Annotated in this window: 16 protein-coding genes; 15 read left to right on the forward strand and 1 reads right to left on the reverse strand. The window is 52.5% G+C overall.

What is annotated here, in order from left to right; translation table 11 throughout:
• Positions 1 to 124 precede the first annotated feature (124 nt).
• Entirely contained in the window at positions 125 to 706 is a 582-nt protein-coding gene (locus tag HYS22_04000) for a hypothetical protein (GenBank protein ID MBI1909312.1), read from the forward strand.
• On the opposite strand, the gene HYS22_04005 is transcribed toward HYS22_04000, so the two are convergent.
• Positions 686 to 1,378 carry a glutathione S-transferase N-terminal domain-containing protein gene (locus HYS22_04005; protein MBI1909313.1) on the reverse strand — a complete coding sequence of 231 codons (693 nt, stop codon included), beginning with the start codon at positions 1,376 to 1,378 and terminating at the stop codon, positions 686 to 688. The genes HYS22_04000 and HYS22_04005 overlap by 21 nt on opposite strands.
• Positions 1,379 to 1,482: 104 nt before the next feature.
• On the opposite strand from HYS22_04005, the gene xseB reads away from it, so the two are divergent.
• The 14 genes from xseB to HYS22_04075 all read left to right on the forward strand — a co-directional run bounded on the left by xseB (position 1,483) and on the right by HYS22_04075 (position 14,961).
• Positions 1,483 to 1,719, forward strand: a complete 237-nt coding sequence (gene xseB, locus HYS22_04010; protein ID MBI1909314.1) for an exodeoxyribonuclease VII small subunit — start codon at positions 1,483 to 1,485, stop codon at positions 1,717 to 1,719.
• On the forward strand, positions 1,719 to 2,603 hold the full coding sequence (locus tag HYS22_04015) for a polyprenyl synthetase family protein (protein ID MBI1909315.1): 885 nt from the start codon (positions 1,719 to 1,721) through the stop codon (positions 2,601 to 2,603). Before xseB ends, HYS22_04015 begins: the two co-directional genes overlap by 1 nt.
• Positions 2,524 to 3,195: a TlyA family RNA methyltransferase gene (locus HYS22_04020; GenBank protein MBI1909316.1), complete on the forward strand. Its 672-nt coding sequence runs from the start codon at positions 2,524 to 2,526 to the stop codon at positions 3,193 to 3,195. Before HYS22_04015 ends, HYS22_04020 begins: the two co-directional genes overlap by 80 nt.
• Before the next feature lie 22 nt (positions 3,196 to 3,217).
• On the forward strand, positions 3,218 to 4,813 hold the full coding sequence (locus HYS22_04025; protein MBI1909317.1) for a tetratricopeptide repeat protein: 1,596 nt from the start codon (positions 3,218 to 3,220) through the stop codon (positions 4,811 to 4,813).
• Positions 4,788 to 5,579, forward strand: coding sequence for a DUF4292 domain-containing protein (locus HYS22_04030; GenBank protein MBI1909318.1), 792 nt, complete (start codon positions 4,788 to 4,790; stop codon positions 5,577 to 5,579). The genes HYS22_04025 and HYS22_04030 overlap by 26 nt, the downstream gene beginning before the upstream one ends.
• Positions 5,554 to 7,131 carry a peptide-binding protein gene (locus HYS22_04035; protein MBI1909319.1) on the forward strand — a complete coding sequence of 526 codons (1,578 nt, stop codon included), beginning with the start codon at positions 5,554 to 5,556 and terminating at the stop codon, positions 7,129 to 7,131. Before HYS22_04030 ends, HYS22_04035 begins: the two co-directional genes overlap by 26 nt.
• A gap of 163 nt (positions 7,132 to 7,294) precedes the next feature.
• Positions 7,295 to 8,725 (forward strand): hypothetical protein, encoded by a 1,431-nt coding sequence (locus HYS22_04040; protein ID MBI1909320.1) that lies wholly within the window; start codon positions 7,295 to 7,297, stop codon positions 8,723 to 8,725.
• Between the two features lie 47 nt (positions 8,726 to 8,772).
• A complete protein-coding gene (lpoB, locus tag HYS22_04045) occupies positions 8,773 to 9,366 on the forward strand; it encodes a penicillin-binding protein activator LpoB (protein ID MBI1909321.1) in 594 nt (197 codons plus the stop codon).
• A gap of 36 nt (positions 9,367 to 9,402) precedes the next feature.
• Positions 9,403 to 10,623 carry a hypothetical protein gene (locus tag HYS22_04050; protein ID MBI1909322.1) on the forward strand — a complete coding sequence of 407 codons (1,221 nt, stop codon included), beginning with the start codon at positions 9,403 to 9,405 and terminating at the stop codon, positions 10,621 to 10,623.
• A gap of 14 nt (positions 10,624 to 10,637) precedes the next feature.
• The gene (locus tag HYS22_04055; GenBank protein MBI1909323.1) at positions 10,638 to 11,648 is read left to right on the forward strand and encodes an ABC transporter permease; all 1,011 of its coding nucleotides are present in this window, start codon (positions 10,638 to 10,640) and stop codon (positions 11,646 to 11,648) included.
• On the forward strand, positions 11,645 to 12,493 hold the full coding sequence (locus tag HYS22_04060; protein ID MBI1909324.1) for an ABC transporter permease: 849 nt from the start codon (positions 11,645 to 11,647) through the stop codon (positions 12,491 to 12,493). Before HYS22_04055 ends, HYS22_04060 begins: the two co-directional genes overlap by 4 nt.
• Positions 12,493 to 13,470, forward strand: a complete 978-nt coding sequence (locus HYS22_04065; protein ID MBI1909325.1) for an ABC transporter ATP-binding protein — start codon at positions 12,493 to 12,495, stop codon at positions 13,468 to 13,470. Before HYS22_04060 ends, HYS22_04065 begins: the two co-directional genes overlap by 1 nt.
• Entirely contained in the window at positions 13,461 to 14,462 is a 1,002-nt protein-coding gene (locus HYS22_04070) for an ATP-binding cassette domain-containing protein (GenBank protein ID MBI1909326.1), read from the forward strand. The genes HYS22_04065 and HYS22_04070 overlap by 10 nt, the downstream gene beginning before the upstream one ends.
• Complete coding sequence (locus HYS22_04075; protein MBI1909327.1) at positions 14,455 to 14,961, forward strand: hypothetical protein; 507 nt, start codon at positions 14,455 to 14,457, stop codon at positions 14,959 to 14,961. Before HYS22_04070 ends, HYS22_04075 begins: the two co-directional genes overlap by 8 nt.
• Positions 14,962 to 15,219 lie beyond the last annotated feature (258 nt).

The following is a 15,219-nucleotide window of genomic DNA, read 5'->3' on the forward strand; positions in this document are numbered from 1 at the left end:
TACCCCCTTTCTCGTCCCCTCTCCCCAATGGTTGCTTGGTAAAGCAAGCCCTTCTTGACAACCTCCGGCCGGTCCCATAGTTAGTCGTGCTGGAACTTAAACATCAGGAAAAAGGAGACTCCCCATGCGATTTCAAAAAACTCTTCTCGCTGTTGCCCTTGTGATCAGCTCTCTTGGCGTTGCCACTCACGCTGGGGCAGGTGAATTAGAAAATGGGAATAAAGACCGAAAAGGGTTTTTGATCGGGTTTGGTCTGGGGGGCGGTATGCTTCATACCCGCGGTGGCGGCGCCACGGATACCCGCGCCGACTTTCTGGGCGACTTCAAAATCGGCGGGGGGGTCACGGAGGATATTCTGCTGATGTACGATGGCTCCTTTATCTATACCAAGGATGGCAATGTCAATTTTTCGATTTATAACTCTTCTTTTGCCGTGCAGTGGTTTCCTGTTTCCAATTTTTATATCCGGCCGGGGGTTGGTTTCAGCGTTTCCACCGCCTCTGCCTCTGCATCCGGAGTCACCGTTTCAGCCAGTAGTGACGTCTCTTTCGGGGCTGATTTTGCGGCAGGGTATGAATTCCGGCTCGGCAAGCGTTTTGCCTTGAGCCCTGAATTTATTTATCACTTCTCCGATATCCGATCAAGCGGTGCCAGCCTTCAAGCCCATTCGATGGGGGCCCAAGCCTCACTGCTGTGGTATTTCTGACCGCACCCTCTCGAACCAATCCAATAATTTTTTCTGGCGGGAGATAAAGGGCCAGACCTTCATCTCACGAACACTGCTCAAAACCCCGTAGCAGACAAGGTCGGAAACATCCGGCGCCTCACCCCCCATAAATTTTTTGGAACTGAGTCCCTCCTCCCACTTTTCCAAAACGGTCCAAAGCGCCTGACGAGGGTCGGTGATGCCGCGCTTCTTCATCCCTTTGCGCGCCACAATGGTCATCGCCACAGCCCCGCCGAGGGCGAGGGTGTACCGCTTCCACCGGGGAAATTTACCAACCTTGGTGATGTAACGAAAAGAACCGAGCGCCTCAAAAAAGTTGCGGTAGATATTGGCGGGAAGGATTTGAACCAGCTCTTCATCTGCATAATTCATCCACCGAGCCTGCTCGGCAGATTTTAACTCAGAAAAAATCGGCCTTTCTGGAAATTTCCGGTCCAGGGTGCGGATGATCTCGTTTGACTCCACCACCACCTGCCCCTCATCGACCAAAACGGGGACTTTGTCGTGCGCCACCGCCTCCGGGAAACCGGCTAGCTCGTCGTGGGTCATTGGATTGACCTCAATCTTTTGGTAAGGGATTTTTTTGTAATCCAAAACAGCCCTCACCTTGCAACAATAAGGACAGACCTCATACTGGTAGAGTTGTATCATGGGGAGGAATGTAGACCGATGTATCGGGAAAAAGCCAGAGGCTTCTAGCCCACGGCTTTTGACGGTTGACTAGAAGGGGCATGGGGCGTTATGACCCTCCCGCCATGGCCAAGGGCCCTGAAAAATTCGAGACGGCGCTGGCTAAACTGGAGGGGATCGCCCAGAAGTTGGAAGAGGGAGAAACCTCGCTGGAGGATTCCCTTAAGGCGTTTGAAGAAGGGATGAAACTCTCCAAATTTTGCGAAGAAAAACTCTCCGAGGCCCAAAAGAAGATTGAAATATTGATCAAAGACAGAGACGGAAAAAAATCGATCAAGCCGTTTGAATCGGAAGAAGAATAATGTCCCTTAAAGAATATCTGGATAAAAAAAGAAGGTTCGTCGATGAAACGCTGGACCGGTGGCTCCCTGCCGCGCCCGGGGATCGTCTGAAAGAAGCAATGCGGTACAGCCTGATGGCGGGGGGAAAGCGGGTCCGTCCGATCCTCGCCATTGCCGCTTGTGAAGCCTGCGGAGAAAAAATGGAGCGGGCCCTGCCGGTTGGCTGTGCCCTGGAGATGATCCATACTTACTCCCTGATCCATGACGACCTGCCGGCAATGGATAACGACGACGTTCGCCGCGGACGCCCCACCGCCCACAAGGCGTTTGACGAGGCGACCGCGATCCTTGCGGGAGATTCCCTGCTCACCGAGGCTTTTCGGATTCTTTCCCAAAAGGGGCGGGAAATAGGAATTTCAGCCGCCATCTTGGTCGATGTGATTAGTGATATTTCGCTCGCCTCCGGTTTTGAAGGGATGGCCGGCGGGCAGATGCTGGACCTGCAATTTGAGGGGAAAGACGTTGGGGCGGCAGAACTGGAAAATATCCACCGGCACAAAACAGGAAAACTCCTGCAGGTGGCTGTCGTCACCGGAGGCAAGGTCGGCGGTGGGACACCGGAACAGATTGAAGCGCTCTCCCGGTTTGGGCAGGCGATAGGGCTCGCCTTTCAGATCGCCGATGATATTCTGGATGTCGAGGGGTGGGAGAACAAAGAATGGAAGAATGCCGGAGGGGACGCCAAAAATAAAAAGGTCACCTACCCCTCCGTCTTGGGGCTGGCCGCCTCCAAAAAGAAGGCCCAAGAACTGATTGAAACGGCCCATGAGGCATTACGCCCTTTTGGCAACGAGGCTCAGGCCCTGCGTGAAATCGCAAGTTACATTATCCAAAGACGCAACTAAAGAACACCCCTTTGTCAGTCGCGGCGGGATCAAACTGGCGCATGCCCTCGATTACTTTAATCTGGATGTCACTGGCCTCGTTGCCCTCGACGTCGGGGCTTCCACCGGCGGTTTCACCGATTGTCTCCTCCAACGGGGGGCGAAAAAAGTCTATGCCCTCGATGTTGGCTACGGACAACTCGCCTGGAAACTCCGAACCGACTCCCGAGTGGTTGTTATTGAAAGGACCAACATCCGTTATTGGGACAGACATCAAGTCACGGAATCGATTGATCTGGCGGTGATCGATGTCTCGTTTATCTCACTCACACTGGTGTTGCCGAAGGTGAAGGAAATACTAGCGAGTCATGGTTCGACACGCTCACCATGTCCGAGTATTGTGGCACTCATTAAACCAAACTTTGAAGTCGGCAAGGGTCAAGTCGGCAAAAAGGGGGTCGTCCGCGAACCTGAAAAACACCGGCAGGTGATTGAAAAAATCCGCGCCTTGGCCTCCACCCTCAACCTGAAAGCTTGCGGGGTCACCGAATCCCCACTCACCGGCCCTGAGGGGAACAAAGAGTTTTGCCTGCTCTTGACCCCCCCTTCCTAACAATGCTAAAATAGAGGAAGAAATGCCACTCCTCACCTTTTTACTGGTCCTCGGGATGCTCCTCAGCCCTGTCCGGCTTTTAGCGAGCCCTCCCAACGAAGAAAAAACTACACTCTTTTACCTCCTCTATCAGATCTCTCTTAACGGCGGTTCGGCCAAAGAGGCCACCCGATACCTGGAAAAAGCTTTAGGCCAAAAACCGGGGGACAAAACCCTGCTCTTCCAGAAGGCCTCGCTACTGGGCGACAAGGGAGAGCTCAACAAGGCCAAAGAGATCGCCAAACAATTGGAGGCGGAAAACCCTCATGCCGTAGAGACCCTGCTCCTGCTGGGTAAAATCGCCTCGGCGGAAGGGGATCACCCCCTGGCGGCTCACTACTTCCAAAAAGCCACCAAGGAAAAACCGGATTCGGAGGAAACAGTCCTGCTCCTGACCCAGGAACTGGCCCTATTGAAAAATTTTGACCGGGCCCTCACGGTGCTGGAGGCCTACCATCGCAGGAATCCGGAGGAGACCAATGCCCTTTTCTTCAGGGCCTCCCTCTATTTTCATTTCATGAACCAGCCTTTCAAGGCGGTCGATACCTATCGCGAAATCCTGAAGATCGAGCCGGACAATACCAAGGCCCTCGCAGCCATTATCGACATTGACCTCGCCAAAGGAAAAAAACGGGAGGCCCTGAAGGTCCTCCAAGAGGCGGTGCGGAAAAATCCTTCGGAGATTACACTCCGGCTCCGGCTGGCACTTCTCCAATATGAACTAAAATTTTACAAAGAGGCAATCAGTCACTTCCAATCCATCCTCAAAGATTATCCCAATTTCGACAAGATCACCTACTACCTTGGGGTCATCTATGAAAACAGGGGGATGATCCAAGAGGCCCTCGGTGAATTCGGCAAAATACCCGCTTCCGGCGATTTTTATAAGGAGGCCGGACTCCACCGGGCCTACCTCCATGTCCAGACCAAAAAGGAGGAGGAGGCGATGGAGATCCTGAGGGAGGCCCTGAAGAAAAGACCGGAGATCAGTGAATTCTACGAATATTTATCAGAAATATACAGGGATCGTGGAGAAAACCTTGCCGCCATCAGGGTCTTGGAGGAAGGGATTGGTCGGGTAAAAGACAAATCACGCCTCCTTTACGCCCAGGGGATTCTCTACGACAAGACGGGGGAGTTTAAAAAATCAATCAAGGCGATGAGGCGGGTCTTGAAACTGTCCCCCGACAACGCCCATGCCCTGAATTTTATCGGGTACACCTATGCCGAAAAAGGGATCCACCTGGACGAGGCCGAGAAATTGGTGAAGAAAGCGCTGGAACTCAAGCCGGAAGACGGCTATATTACCGACAGCCTTGGGTGGGTTTACTTCCGAAAGGGGAAATTTGACGAGGCGTTTCTCTACATTGGGAAGGCTTACCAACTGATCCCGCAGGAACCGGCGATTGTCGAGCATCTGGGGGATCTGTACCTGAAAAAAAGCCGGAGAGAGATCGCCCTGCGTTATTTTGAAGAATCGCTGGGGCTTCTTTCAAAAAAGAAAGAGTTGGACCAGGATAAAAACAGGGATATAGAACGGCTCCGGGAAAAGATTGAAAAGATCAAGTCACAGCCTTAGCACCCTCCTTGCCTTCCTGATCCTCTTTTTCGCCGTCGGCTGTGGTTCTCACCAAACCTCTCTTTCGGCCGTGAAAAGGCCCTCCCATCGCACCTCGCTCCAGGAGATCTTTAAGGAACAGAAGGCACAGCGGGAGATCAAGGGGCTTAAGGCCCTTCTCAAGGTCCGTTCAGGAGGGGGGTTTTTCAGCCCCTCCGCCGACAGGGTTATCCTCCTTTTGCTCCCGGCTTCATTCCGGATCGATACCACCAACGACTTTGGTTTATTGCTGAGTCAGGTTGTCTCTAACGGAATTCAGGCCACTCTCTTTTGGCCCCAGGAAAAAAAGTACGTCCAGGGAACGGCCGAGGAGGGGCTTTTTGCAAAATACCTGGAACTCCCCCTCGACCCGGAGGTCATGGTCCCGCTCCTGGCCGGGGTACTCCCGTTGCACGACGAAACGGACTATCAAATCAACCTGATCAAAAATGGGAAGATCTTTCTTCTTGAGGAGGAGGGGCAAAGAATCCGAATCGATGCGGAGACCTTGAGGCCATTGCAGTTTCTCGCACTCGATAGTTCCCGTCTCCCCTCCCTGGAGATCCGGTTCCTGGAATGGACAACGGTTCATGACAGACCGGTTCCCCAGAAATTGAAGATCATCTTCTGGAAATCGCACCGAAGTCTTATCGTTGAATTGGATGGCATCGAGCTGAACCCTCCGTTAAAACCAAAAATATTTCAAATCGATCTCCCGGCTGATGCGGAACAAATCGACACTTTTTAGCCTTTTTTTGATCCTGCTCACGGGCTGCCACTTTCAGGTCCCGAAAGACCCTTCCATCCTGATCTGGCACCTCGGTGCTGAACCGGATACCTTGAACCCGATCCTGGCTACCGATGCCTATGCCGGAACGATAGATAACTTCATCTATGAAACCTTGATTGAAAGAGATAATGCCACCCTCGCCTGGAGGCCAAAACTGGCAACCCGGTGGGAGATTTCACCCGATCACCGGCAGTTCACCTACACCTTAAGGGACGACGTCTTCTGGCATGACGGCACCCCTTTTACCACCGACGATATCCTTTATTCATTTGAAAAAATCATGGACCCGGCGGTCGACGACCCGCATCTCAAGGTGTATTACAAGGATATTCTCAAGGTCGAAAAACTCTCTCCCGTTGTTGTCCGGTTTACCTACAGAGAACCGTACTTTCTGGCGCTGGAGTTTACCGGGACGATCCCGATCATCCCCAAGCACCTTTACCAGGGAACCGACTTTAACAAGAATCCCCTGAACCGGACCCCGATCGGCACCGGCCCATTTCGCTTTCTCTCCTGGAAAACCGGTGATCGGATCCGGATTGCCCGCAACGAGGGATATTGGCGAGAGAAGCCGGCCCTTCACGGCATCGACTTCGAAATTGTGGCCGAAGATACAGTCGCCCTTCAAGTGCTCAAAAAAGGAGGGCTTGATTTCGCCGGACTTCGTCCGATCCAGTGGGTGCGCCAGACAGGTTCCTCCCGTTTTAACAACCGGTTTGAGAAAAGATCGTATACCACTCCCGGTTATAGTTTCATCGGTTGGAACAATAAAAAACCCTTCTTTAAGGATAAAAGGGTCCGTCGCGCAATGACCTTTCTGATCAATCGTCAACAGATATTGGAAAAACTCAATTTTGGCCTCGGCCGAGTGGTCACCGGCCCGGCGTATGTCGACTCTCTTGATTACAACCCTCAAATCGAACCGATTCCGTATGACCCGGACAAGGCGAAGGAGTTGCTCGCCCAGGCTGGGTGGCGGGATACGGATCACGACGGGTGGTTGGATAAAAATGGGGTCCCTTTTCGTTTTGAGTTTCTCATCTCTTCAGGCCGCCGTTTCGCCGAACGGCTCGCGACTATTCTCAAGGAAGACTTTGCCGGGGTCGGGATCGACATGGAGATTCGAAAACTGGAGTGGGCCCTCTTCATCAAAAACTTAGACGACCGAAAGTTTGATGCGGTCACCCTGGGTTGGGTCTTTGGTTTTGAGCAGGACCCGTATCAGGTCTGGCATTCTTCCCAGGCGGTGAAAGGATCCAACTTCGTCGGTTTTGAAAACAGGGAGGCCGACACCCTGATCGAAATGGGGCGGCGGGAGTTCGACCGACAAAAGCGGGCCAACCTCTACCGTCGTTTCCATCAGATCGTGGATGAGGAACAACCTTATACCTTTCTCTACGCCAGCCCTCACCTGCTCGCCCTCGACCGGCGGTTCGAGAATGTCCAGGTCTATCCCGCCGGTGTTGATCCTCTGGAATGGACGGTTCGGCCCGTCTTAGAGCTGGAATAACACCTTCTTTGGAGCCTGCTTGGGTGAATCACCCTTTTCAAGCAACTCTTCCTAATTTTTTGCGATAATAACCCTGTTCCAACACTCACGAGTCATGGGAGAAAGAATGGCTACAGATATTCGCGCTAAGGACATCGACCCCAGCTTACAAATATTCCGGCGGATGGCTGAGCTCAATGAATCAAGAGCTTCCACCGCCCACTTCACCAAAAAAGATTACGACACCACTTTATCGGCACTCGGAGCGGATCACTACACTCCAGGAATTCCAAAATGGGAGGAGATTCAAAGCAGTCTTCTCGCAAAAGATATAAGGGCTTCGCAAAACTTGGAAAGACGGTTCATTGCTGCAGCACTCTGCTTTGCTGATCGTATACAGGTCTACAGCTTCCTTCATATGGACGCTCCCTATAAGGATCGTCTCGATCCTAATCTTGTCGATGCCATCTGTCGTGACACCCTTTTTGAGGAAACGGGAGCCGCCATTGACCAGGTCACAACGACCTACGAAAACTTTGCGGTCTCCTCTGAGGAGACTAAAAAATTTCCTCGAGAAAGACTGACTAGCATGGCCTATCATGGGGCCCTTGGGTTAGGACCGCAGAATCGTTACTTTCGAAATTGGGTTGAACTCACGGCGAGGAGTGGTTTTGATCAATCCAGTGGGCGTTTTCGTAATTCTCTGCATGCCAATGCTGCTGAATCTGACATCAGTCGTTTAAGTGAAGTGGTTAGAAGAGGCCTCCGAATGTCTCAATTTTCCTTTCCTGACGTTTATGAACGATTTATTCATAGCTCACACAAAGACTTTTTTATTCCTAATGAAACCTTTCCAGAAGGGACCCAGGATAATAATCCTGCCTGGAGTCTCATCTTTGCCGCCCAGTTTGAGGACAATCCCAATCGCCCCCTACCTATCCAAGACCCCAGTAGTGGCCGTGCCGTCACTGTGGCAGCCATAGCGCAAGATTCCATAGCTAATTACATCGATGTTCGTGCCAAAGAAAACTTTGAAGCGGCGATTCATCTCTTGGACGCCTATTCTGTCTTGGCCTACCGATACCCAGAAATACACATTTATGGTTACAAGCTCACCGATCTCTGGGGAGAGGGAAAATCTTTTACATCACCCGATGGCTCGTCAATTCAGATTTCATTTCGGAACGACTTTGAAAAAATGCTCGATGTCGATGCTCACCTGAGAGAGGTGGGTACGAATCTTGAAACATTGGTCTCTGACTTTCATCGCGGGGATATGAATTCCATCCCCAAATTAAACATCTTGATAGCACGACTTGGTCATGCTGTGGAACTGCTCTACCGAACAGACAGTTACATCCGATCCCACAGGACCCCCACCATGGAACGTCGTGGTGAAAGGGCCGTCCGTGTTCTTGCCTACCTCATCAAGAATATTGTTTCTGCTGATCTCCGCAGAAGAGAGGTGGAGGAAATCTCCCGATTCACCGAGGCCGCTAAAACAACAGGAACCTACACACCGGAAGAACCTACCTATTCCGACCTATTCGCACCGATGATGCATGCCCTTCACGGTCTCCGCGCTTATCAAGAAACCCATCAAGAAACACCCTAGACAAAGATAAAAAGAGTCGCTAGTTTCCCCACCACCAAGGAGGTCTTATGAAACGACTGATTATTGGTTTTTGTTTGGTCACTTTTCCCTTTTTGACCGCCTGTGGCCGACAGTATGCCAAGGGGGCCTATATCCCGGCCAATACGGTGATCTTAAGGAGCGACAAATTTGTGGAGGCGGATCTCCAGCAGATCGCCGAAAAGCTGACTGAGTCACTCCTGGCTGATGAACGAATCGCCGCCTCTGCCGCTTCCCCAACGGTCATGATGAGCCTGATCACCAATTCCACCGACGAGCATATCGATATGAAATCGCTCTCGGACAAAATCCGAACCGCCCTTTTCAAATCGAAAAAGATAAAATTCGTCAATGAGAGCCTTCGCCCTGCGGTGAAAGAAGAGGTCGAATACCAGTCCGGTGATTTTATCGACCAGAAAACCGCCAAAAAGAGGGGGCGTCAGGTTGGCGCCGATTACCTGATCTCCGGCAATATCTCGGCGATCAAACAACCGGTCGGGCGCCAGGAGATCGTCTATTACAAGGCGACCCTGGAAATGACCGACCTGGCCACCAATATCATTGCCTGGACCGATGAGGTCGAGATCAAGAAGAAGTTCCGCAAAAAATTCACCGGATTTTAATTGCGGCTCGCGGTAACCCTACTCCTTGCTTTGTCCATGACTGCCTGTGGAGGCGGGTATGTCCATCAATCGCGAGGCGCCCGCCACTCCTTCCAGAGGGGGGATCCTGAGAAGGCCCTGAAGTGGTACCAGCAACAGAAACCACCCCACCGGGATCGTCTTCTCTACCTGATGGATCAGGCTGTCATCCTCCACACCGCCGGTCGCTACCAGGAAAGTTTAAAAACCTTCGAGGAGGCGATCCGACTCTCGGAGGCGATGAACAGCCCGCAGGTACTGGCGAAAACCGCCTCGCTTGTCACCAATGACAACCTGATCCCCTATAAAGGAGAGGATTTTGAACGATTGCTGATGCACCTCTTCCAAGTCCTCAACTACCTCGGGTTAGGTGAGCCGGATGAGGCGTTGGTGGAAGTCCGTCGGGTCCACACAAAATTTTCAGACTTCTTTAAGGATAATTCCAAGAGTTATTTAAGGAACGCCTTTGCCACCTACCTTTCAGGATTGGTTTGGGAGGCCAATGGCAAACTCAATGATGCCTACATCGATTACAAAACCACCCAAAAGATAGTCCCCTCATTCCCTTCCCTCCCCCAGGATCTCCTGAAGGGGGCCACGCTGTTTGGATTCCTGAATGAAAAGGCCCGATGGCAAAAATTGTTCAGACAGGATTACCGGCCCCTCCCTCCGGATCAGGGAGAGGTCATCCTTCTGATAGAAGAAGGGGTCGTGCCTGAAAAGGAATCGACCGAAGAAGAGATAAATCTTCAGGTTCTTCCATTGCCGAGATACCCGAAGGATTTGAAAAACCCCGTGCTGGTTTCTGTCTTCAGGGGTGCTTCACCCAAGGGTGCTTCACCCAAGGGTGTGTCACCCACAGATAAAACAGAACTGGCCCAAACAACCCCCCTCTACCGGGTCGATGAAGCGGCGAAGAAAACCTTAGCCGATCAAAAGGGGGGGATGATCGCGCGCGGTCTTGCCAGACTGGCCGTCAAAGAAGGGGCCGCCGTCGCCGTTGGGACAAAGGTGGATCGGGACCTTGGAATTTTTTTGGGTGTTCTTGTTCTGGCGACCAACCGTGCCGATCTTCGTTCCTGGCTCACACTTCCCCGCTCTTTTCAGGTGGCGCGTTTCGCCCTTCCCGAAGGGACCTACGACCTCAAACTCTCCTGGCCCGGCGGCTCCAAATCCATTCCCACAATGGCCGTGAAGGCCCGCAAAAAAACCTTTGTGATCCAGAGGATCTTTGATTAGATTGTCAGTTCAACGTGCTGGCCTACCTCCTAAAACGTTTTTTTCTGATCGTCCCGACGTTTTTGGGGATTACCTTCGTTACCTTTCTGATCATCCAGCTTGCGCCGGGAAATCCGGTCTCCCTCAAGATCCAACAACTCGGCGGTGAGGGGATCAAGAGCGAAACGGTCTCCCGGGAGGTCATCGAACAGACAAAAAAACTCTACGGTCTCGATAAACCATTTTCGGTCCAGTACCTCCAATGGCTCAAAAGGATTGTCACATTCGACTTTGGGGAATCGTATAAAGACCATCGCCCTGTCCTGAAAAAGATTGGCGAGGCGTTGCCGATCACACTTTTGCTGAATCTTATTTCGATCTTTCTCATTTATACGATCTCCATCCCCTTGGGGGTCTTCTCCGCCGTCCGGCCGGACAGCCGAACCGACAAGATCATCACACTCTTCCTCTTTATCCTTTATTCTCTTCCCTCCTTCTGGATCGCGATGATCCTGATCATGTTTGTCGGCGGTGGAGAATACCTCGACCTCTTCCCGGTGGTTGGTCTCTTTTCACGAGGGATCGAACAACTCTCCTGGTGGGGGAAGATCGGCAACGCCTCCTGGCACCTCGTCCTCCCGGTGATAACGCTCACGCTGGGAGGGTTTGCCTTCATGACCCGTTTCTCAAGGGCCCAACTCCTGGAGGTGATCCGCCAGGATTACATCCGGACCGCACGCGCCAAGGGGGTTCCCGAAAGGTGGGTTGTCTGGAAACATGCGGTACGGAACGCCCTAATCCCGATGATCACCCTGATGGGGACACTCCTGCCCGGTCTCATTGGCGGCAGTGTCATCGTGGAACAGATTTTTACCATCCCCGGCATGGGGAAATTGGGGTTTGAGGCGGTCCTCTCGCGCGACTACCCCACCGTCATGGCGATCGCCGCCATCGAGGCGCTTCTCACACTTTTGAGCATCCTGATCTCCGACCTGCTCTACGTGATGGTCGATCCCCGCATCAGTTTTGAAAGAAGGCAGTCATGAAAAAAGAATCCACCACCTCTCTCGTCTGGGATCAGTTTAAGAAAAACCGGCTGGCGGTGGTGGGGCTCATCTTTATCGGGCTCCTCTTCCTCCTGGCCTTTCTGGCCCCCTCCCTTTCCCCTTACTCCCCCACGGAGTATGATCTGAATTCCATCCTCCTCCCCCCCTCGGTAGACCACTGGCTCGGCACGGATGAAGAGGGGCGCGATGTCCTCTCCCGGATGATCTATGGCTCCAGGGTTTCTCTCTCCGTCGGCTTTATTGCCGTGGCCCTCTACGTGATCATCGGTGTTATTTTCGGCGCCCTGGCCGGCTACTTTGGGGGGTGGGTCGATATGCTGATCTCCCGCCTCATCGAGGTGATGTTCTGCTTCCCCACATTTTTCCTGATCCTGACCGTCCTCGCCTTTATCGGCCCTTCACTCATCAATATCATGATCGTCATCGGGATCACGAGCTGGACCGGCATTGCGAGACTGGTCCGCGGCGAATTTCTAAAACTCCGCGATCAGGATTTCGTTATTGCCGCCAAGGCCACAGGAGCCGGTGCCCTGAGACTGATCTTTCGCCATATCCTGCCCAACAGCCTGGCGCCAGTTCTGGTCTCGGCCACCTTCGGGGTTTCGTCCGCTATTCTGATCGAATCGAGCCTTTCCTTCCTCGGTTTTGGCGTCCAGCCCCCAACCCCTTCCTGGGGGGAGATCCTGTCTCAATCGAGGGATTTTATTGACATCGCCTGGTGGTTGACCCTTTTCCCGGGACTGGCCATTTTTATAACAATTACCGCCTACAACCTGGTTGGGGAGGGACTCCGGGATGCCATTGATCCGAGGTTGAAAATGTAATGGAACCATTATTAACCGTTGAAAATCTCAAAACCTATTTTCTGACCTCCCGCGGGACCGTCAAGGCGGTCGATGACGTCAGTTTTACAATCAACCGCGGGCAAACTTTAGGCCTCGTCGGAGAATCCGGTTCCGGAAAATCGGTCACCGCCCTTTCCCTCCTCCGCCTGGTCTCTCCGCCGGGACAGATCATTGGCGGAAAGATCCTGATGAACAACTCCACCGATCTCCTCAAACTCCCCGAGGAAGAGATGAGAAAGATCCGAGGCCAGAAGATCGCGATGGTCTTTCAGGAACCGATGACGAGCCTGAACCCGGTTTTTACCATCGCCAACCAGATCGAAGAGGCGATCGCCATTCATCAAAAATGCCCCTCTCCGGAGGGAAGGGAAAAGATGCTGGAATCGCTCCGGTTGGTCGGGATTCCGGATCCGATCCGTGTGGCCAAAAGCTACCCCCATGAACTATCCGGGGGGATGCGGCAGAGGGGGATGATCGCCATGGCGCTCGCCTGTCAGCCGGAACTGTTGGTCGCCGATGAACCGACAACGGCCCTCGACGTGACCATCCAGGCCCAGGTGCTGGAACTTTTGAAAGAATTGCAGAAAAAACTGGGGATGGCCTTGATCCTGATCACCCACGACCTGGGGGTGGTGGCGGAAACGGTGGAAACGGTGATGGTGATGTATGCCGGCAAGATCGTCGAGAGCGCACCAACGAGGGAGATCTTCGCGAACCCAAGGCATCCCTATACAAAGGCCCTCCTTGGGGCTATCCCGCGATGGAACGAGGGCCCATCACGGCTACAGGTGATCCCCGGAACTGTCCCCGATCTTTCCAAACTACCACCCGGTTGTTCTTTTCAGGACCGTTGCGAAAAGGTCGAAAATCGTTGCCGTCAGGAAGAACCGGAGTTAGAAGAGAAACCAACCGGCAAGAAAGGAAATAAGGTACGGTGTCACTTCCCTTGGGTGTAACACCCCTGCTAGAAGTAAAAGGGTTGGTCAAACGGTTCCCGGTCCGGGGCGGCCTGTTCTCGCGAGTTCAGAGGTCGGTCAAGGCCTTAAACGGCGTCTCCTTGTCAATCCAGCCGGGTGAAACCCTGGGGCTTGTCGGTGAATCCGGTTGCGGGAAGACAACACTCGCGAGGGCCCTCCTGAAATTAATCCCTTCTGATTCAGGACAAATCCTTTTCAAAGGGACCGATCTGACCCCGCTTTCTTTCAAGGCGATGCGTCCCTTCCGGCGCCATATCCAGATGATCTTTCAGGACCCCTACTCCTCGTTGAACCCCCGCATGACCGTCGGTGAGATTATTGCCGAACCTCTGGTGATCCACAAAATGGTCCGCCGCCAGGAAAAAAGAGAGAGACTGGAAAAACTCCTGGCCACGGTCGGGTTGGCCGCCGACAATCTTGACCGTTACCCTCATGAGTTCTCCGGGGGGCAGAGGCAAAGGATCGGGATCGCCAGGGCACTGGCCCTTCTTCCGGAATTGGTGATTGCCGACGAACCGGTATCGGCCCTCGATGTCTCGGTGGGGGCCCAGATTGTCAACCTCCTGCGGGATCTTCAAAAACAGCTCCATCTCTCCTACCTCTTTGTCTCCCACGATCTCAAACTGGTGAGAATGCTCTCCCATCGTGTGGCTGTCATGTACCTGGGGGAAATTGTGGAACTGGTTCCGGCCGAAGGGTTAGCCAGGCCGCTCCATCCTTATACCCAGGCACTGGTTGCGGCGATTCCTATCCCTGATCCGGAGAAGAGGCGAAAACGAACCCTCCTGACCGGAGAGGTCCCCTCTCCCACGGAGATTCCCGAAGGTTGTCCCTTTCATACCCGTTGTCCTTATAGGGAGGCTCAATGCCGCACCGAAAAGCCCCCCTTCAAGGAGTGGCTCCCAGGCCATTGGGCCAGTTGTCATTTTGCCGATAAGATTGTCGATAAACTTGGAGGCTCCCATGCTTAAGAAGCCTGTTGTTGTTTTAATGTTAGTTCTTTTTTCCGGTTGCGTCCCCAGCCGGAGCTCGCAACGGTCTCAAGGGCCCACAAAGATCTCCGGCCCGTCGGGCTACATGATGACCCCTTACGGTATTACGATCGAGGCCCGTTACGAACCCTCCCTCGACCAACTGATGCCAGGGTACAAGATCGTCATCGTCAGCCTGACCAACAACTCAATGGACCCGATCCCGATGGATGCCATCAAAGACAAATGGGTCATTGAGACCCTCAACGGTCGAAAACTGAAGGCCACAAACAGTCTCCGCCTGAAGGACCCTAAGGTCTGGTCGGACCTCCCCAAGGAAAAAAAGAGCTTGATGGAATACCCGCATACCGTCCCGATCGGCTACACCCAGACCTTCGATATCTTCATCCGTGGGAATCCCAACCTGGAAGACTTTCACGCCGTCACCTACAAGAATGAGGCGATGGGAATGATCTTTGAGATCCTCACCAGTGAATAACTACATTGAATCATTAAAGAAAACAGATATTGTCCTATTGCGTCAAAATTGATTTTTTATTATCGCTTTTTTGACGCTCTAACCTGTTAAAATCAAAAAAGAAAACAGAATGATCCCTATAAAAGGGTTAAATTAGACCCATTTTTGTTTATCATTTTTAATTTATTAATCCCCTATAAAAATTATTCTATAAGTTCAACACCATGATTATTATCAGTAATTTTTAAAAGTGGGGGTGGGTTAGGTATCTGGCACTCG

This window comes from Deltaproteobacteria bacterium, from assembly GCA_016177765.1.
Taxonomy (GTDB): domain Bacteria; phylum UBA10199; class UBA10199; order JACPAL01; family JACOUP01; genus JACOUP01.

Coding starts and splice junctions, on each gene's coding strand:
- HYS22_04000 (MBI1909312.1), top strand. CDS start 125: ATGCGATTTCAAAAAACTCTTCTCGCTGTTGCCCTTGTGATCAGCTCT.
- HYS22_04035 (MBI1909319.1), top strand. CDS start 5,554: ATGCGGAACAAATCGACACTTTTTAGCCTTTTTTTGATCCTGCTCACG.
- HYS22_04025 (MBI1909317.1), top strand. CDS start 3,218: ATGCCACTCCTCACCTTTTTACTGGTCCTCGGGATGCTCCTCAGCCCT.
- HYS22_04050 (MBI1909322.1), top strand. CDS start 9,403: ATGACTGCCTGTGGAGGCGGGTATGTCCATCAATCGCGAGGCGCCCGC.
- xseB (MBI1909314.1), top strand. CDS start 1,483: ATGGCCAAGGGCCCTGAAAAATTCGAGACGGCGCTGGCTAAACTGGAG.
- HYS22_04015 (MBI1909315.1), top strand. CDS start 1,719: ATGTCCCTTAAAGAATATCTGGATAAAAAAAGAAGGTTCGTCGATGAA.
- HYS22_04060 (MBI1909324.1), top strand. CDS start 11,645: ATGAAAAAAGAATCCACCACCTCTCTCGTCTGGGATCAGTTTAAGAAA.
- lpoB (MBI1909321.1), top strand. CDS start 8,773: ATGAAACGACTGATTATTGGTTTTTGTTTGGTCACTTTTCCCTTTTTG.
- HYS22_04065 (MBI1909325.1), top strand. CDS start 12,493: ATGGAACCATTATTAACCGTTGAAAATCTCAAAACCTATTTTCTGACC.
- HYS22_04075 (MBI1909327.1), top strand. CDS start 14,455: ATGCTTAAGAAGCCTGTTGTTGTTTTAATGTTAGTTCTTTTTTCCGGT.
- HYS22_04005 (MBI1909313.1), bottom strand. CDS start 1,378: ATGATACAACTCTACCAGTATGAGGTCTGTCCTTATTGTTGCAAGGTG.
- HYS22_04040 (MBI1909320.1), top strand. CDS start 7,295: ATGGCTGAGCTCAATGAATCAAGAGCTTCCACCGCCCACTTCACCAAA.
- HYS22_04020 (MBI1909316.1), top strand. CDS start 2,524: ATGAGGCATTACGCCCTTTTGGCAACGAGGCTCAGGCCCTGCGTGAAA.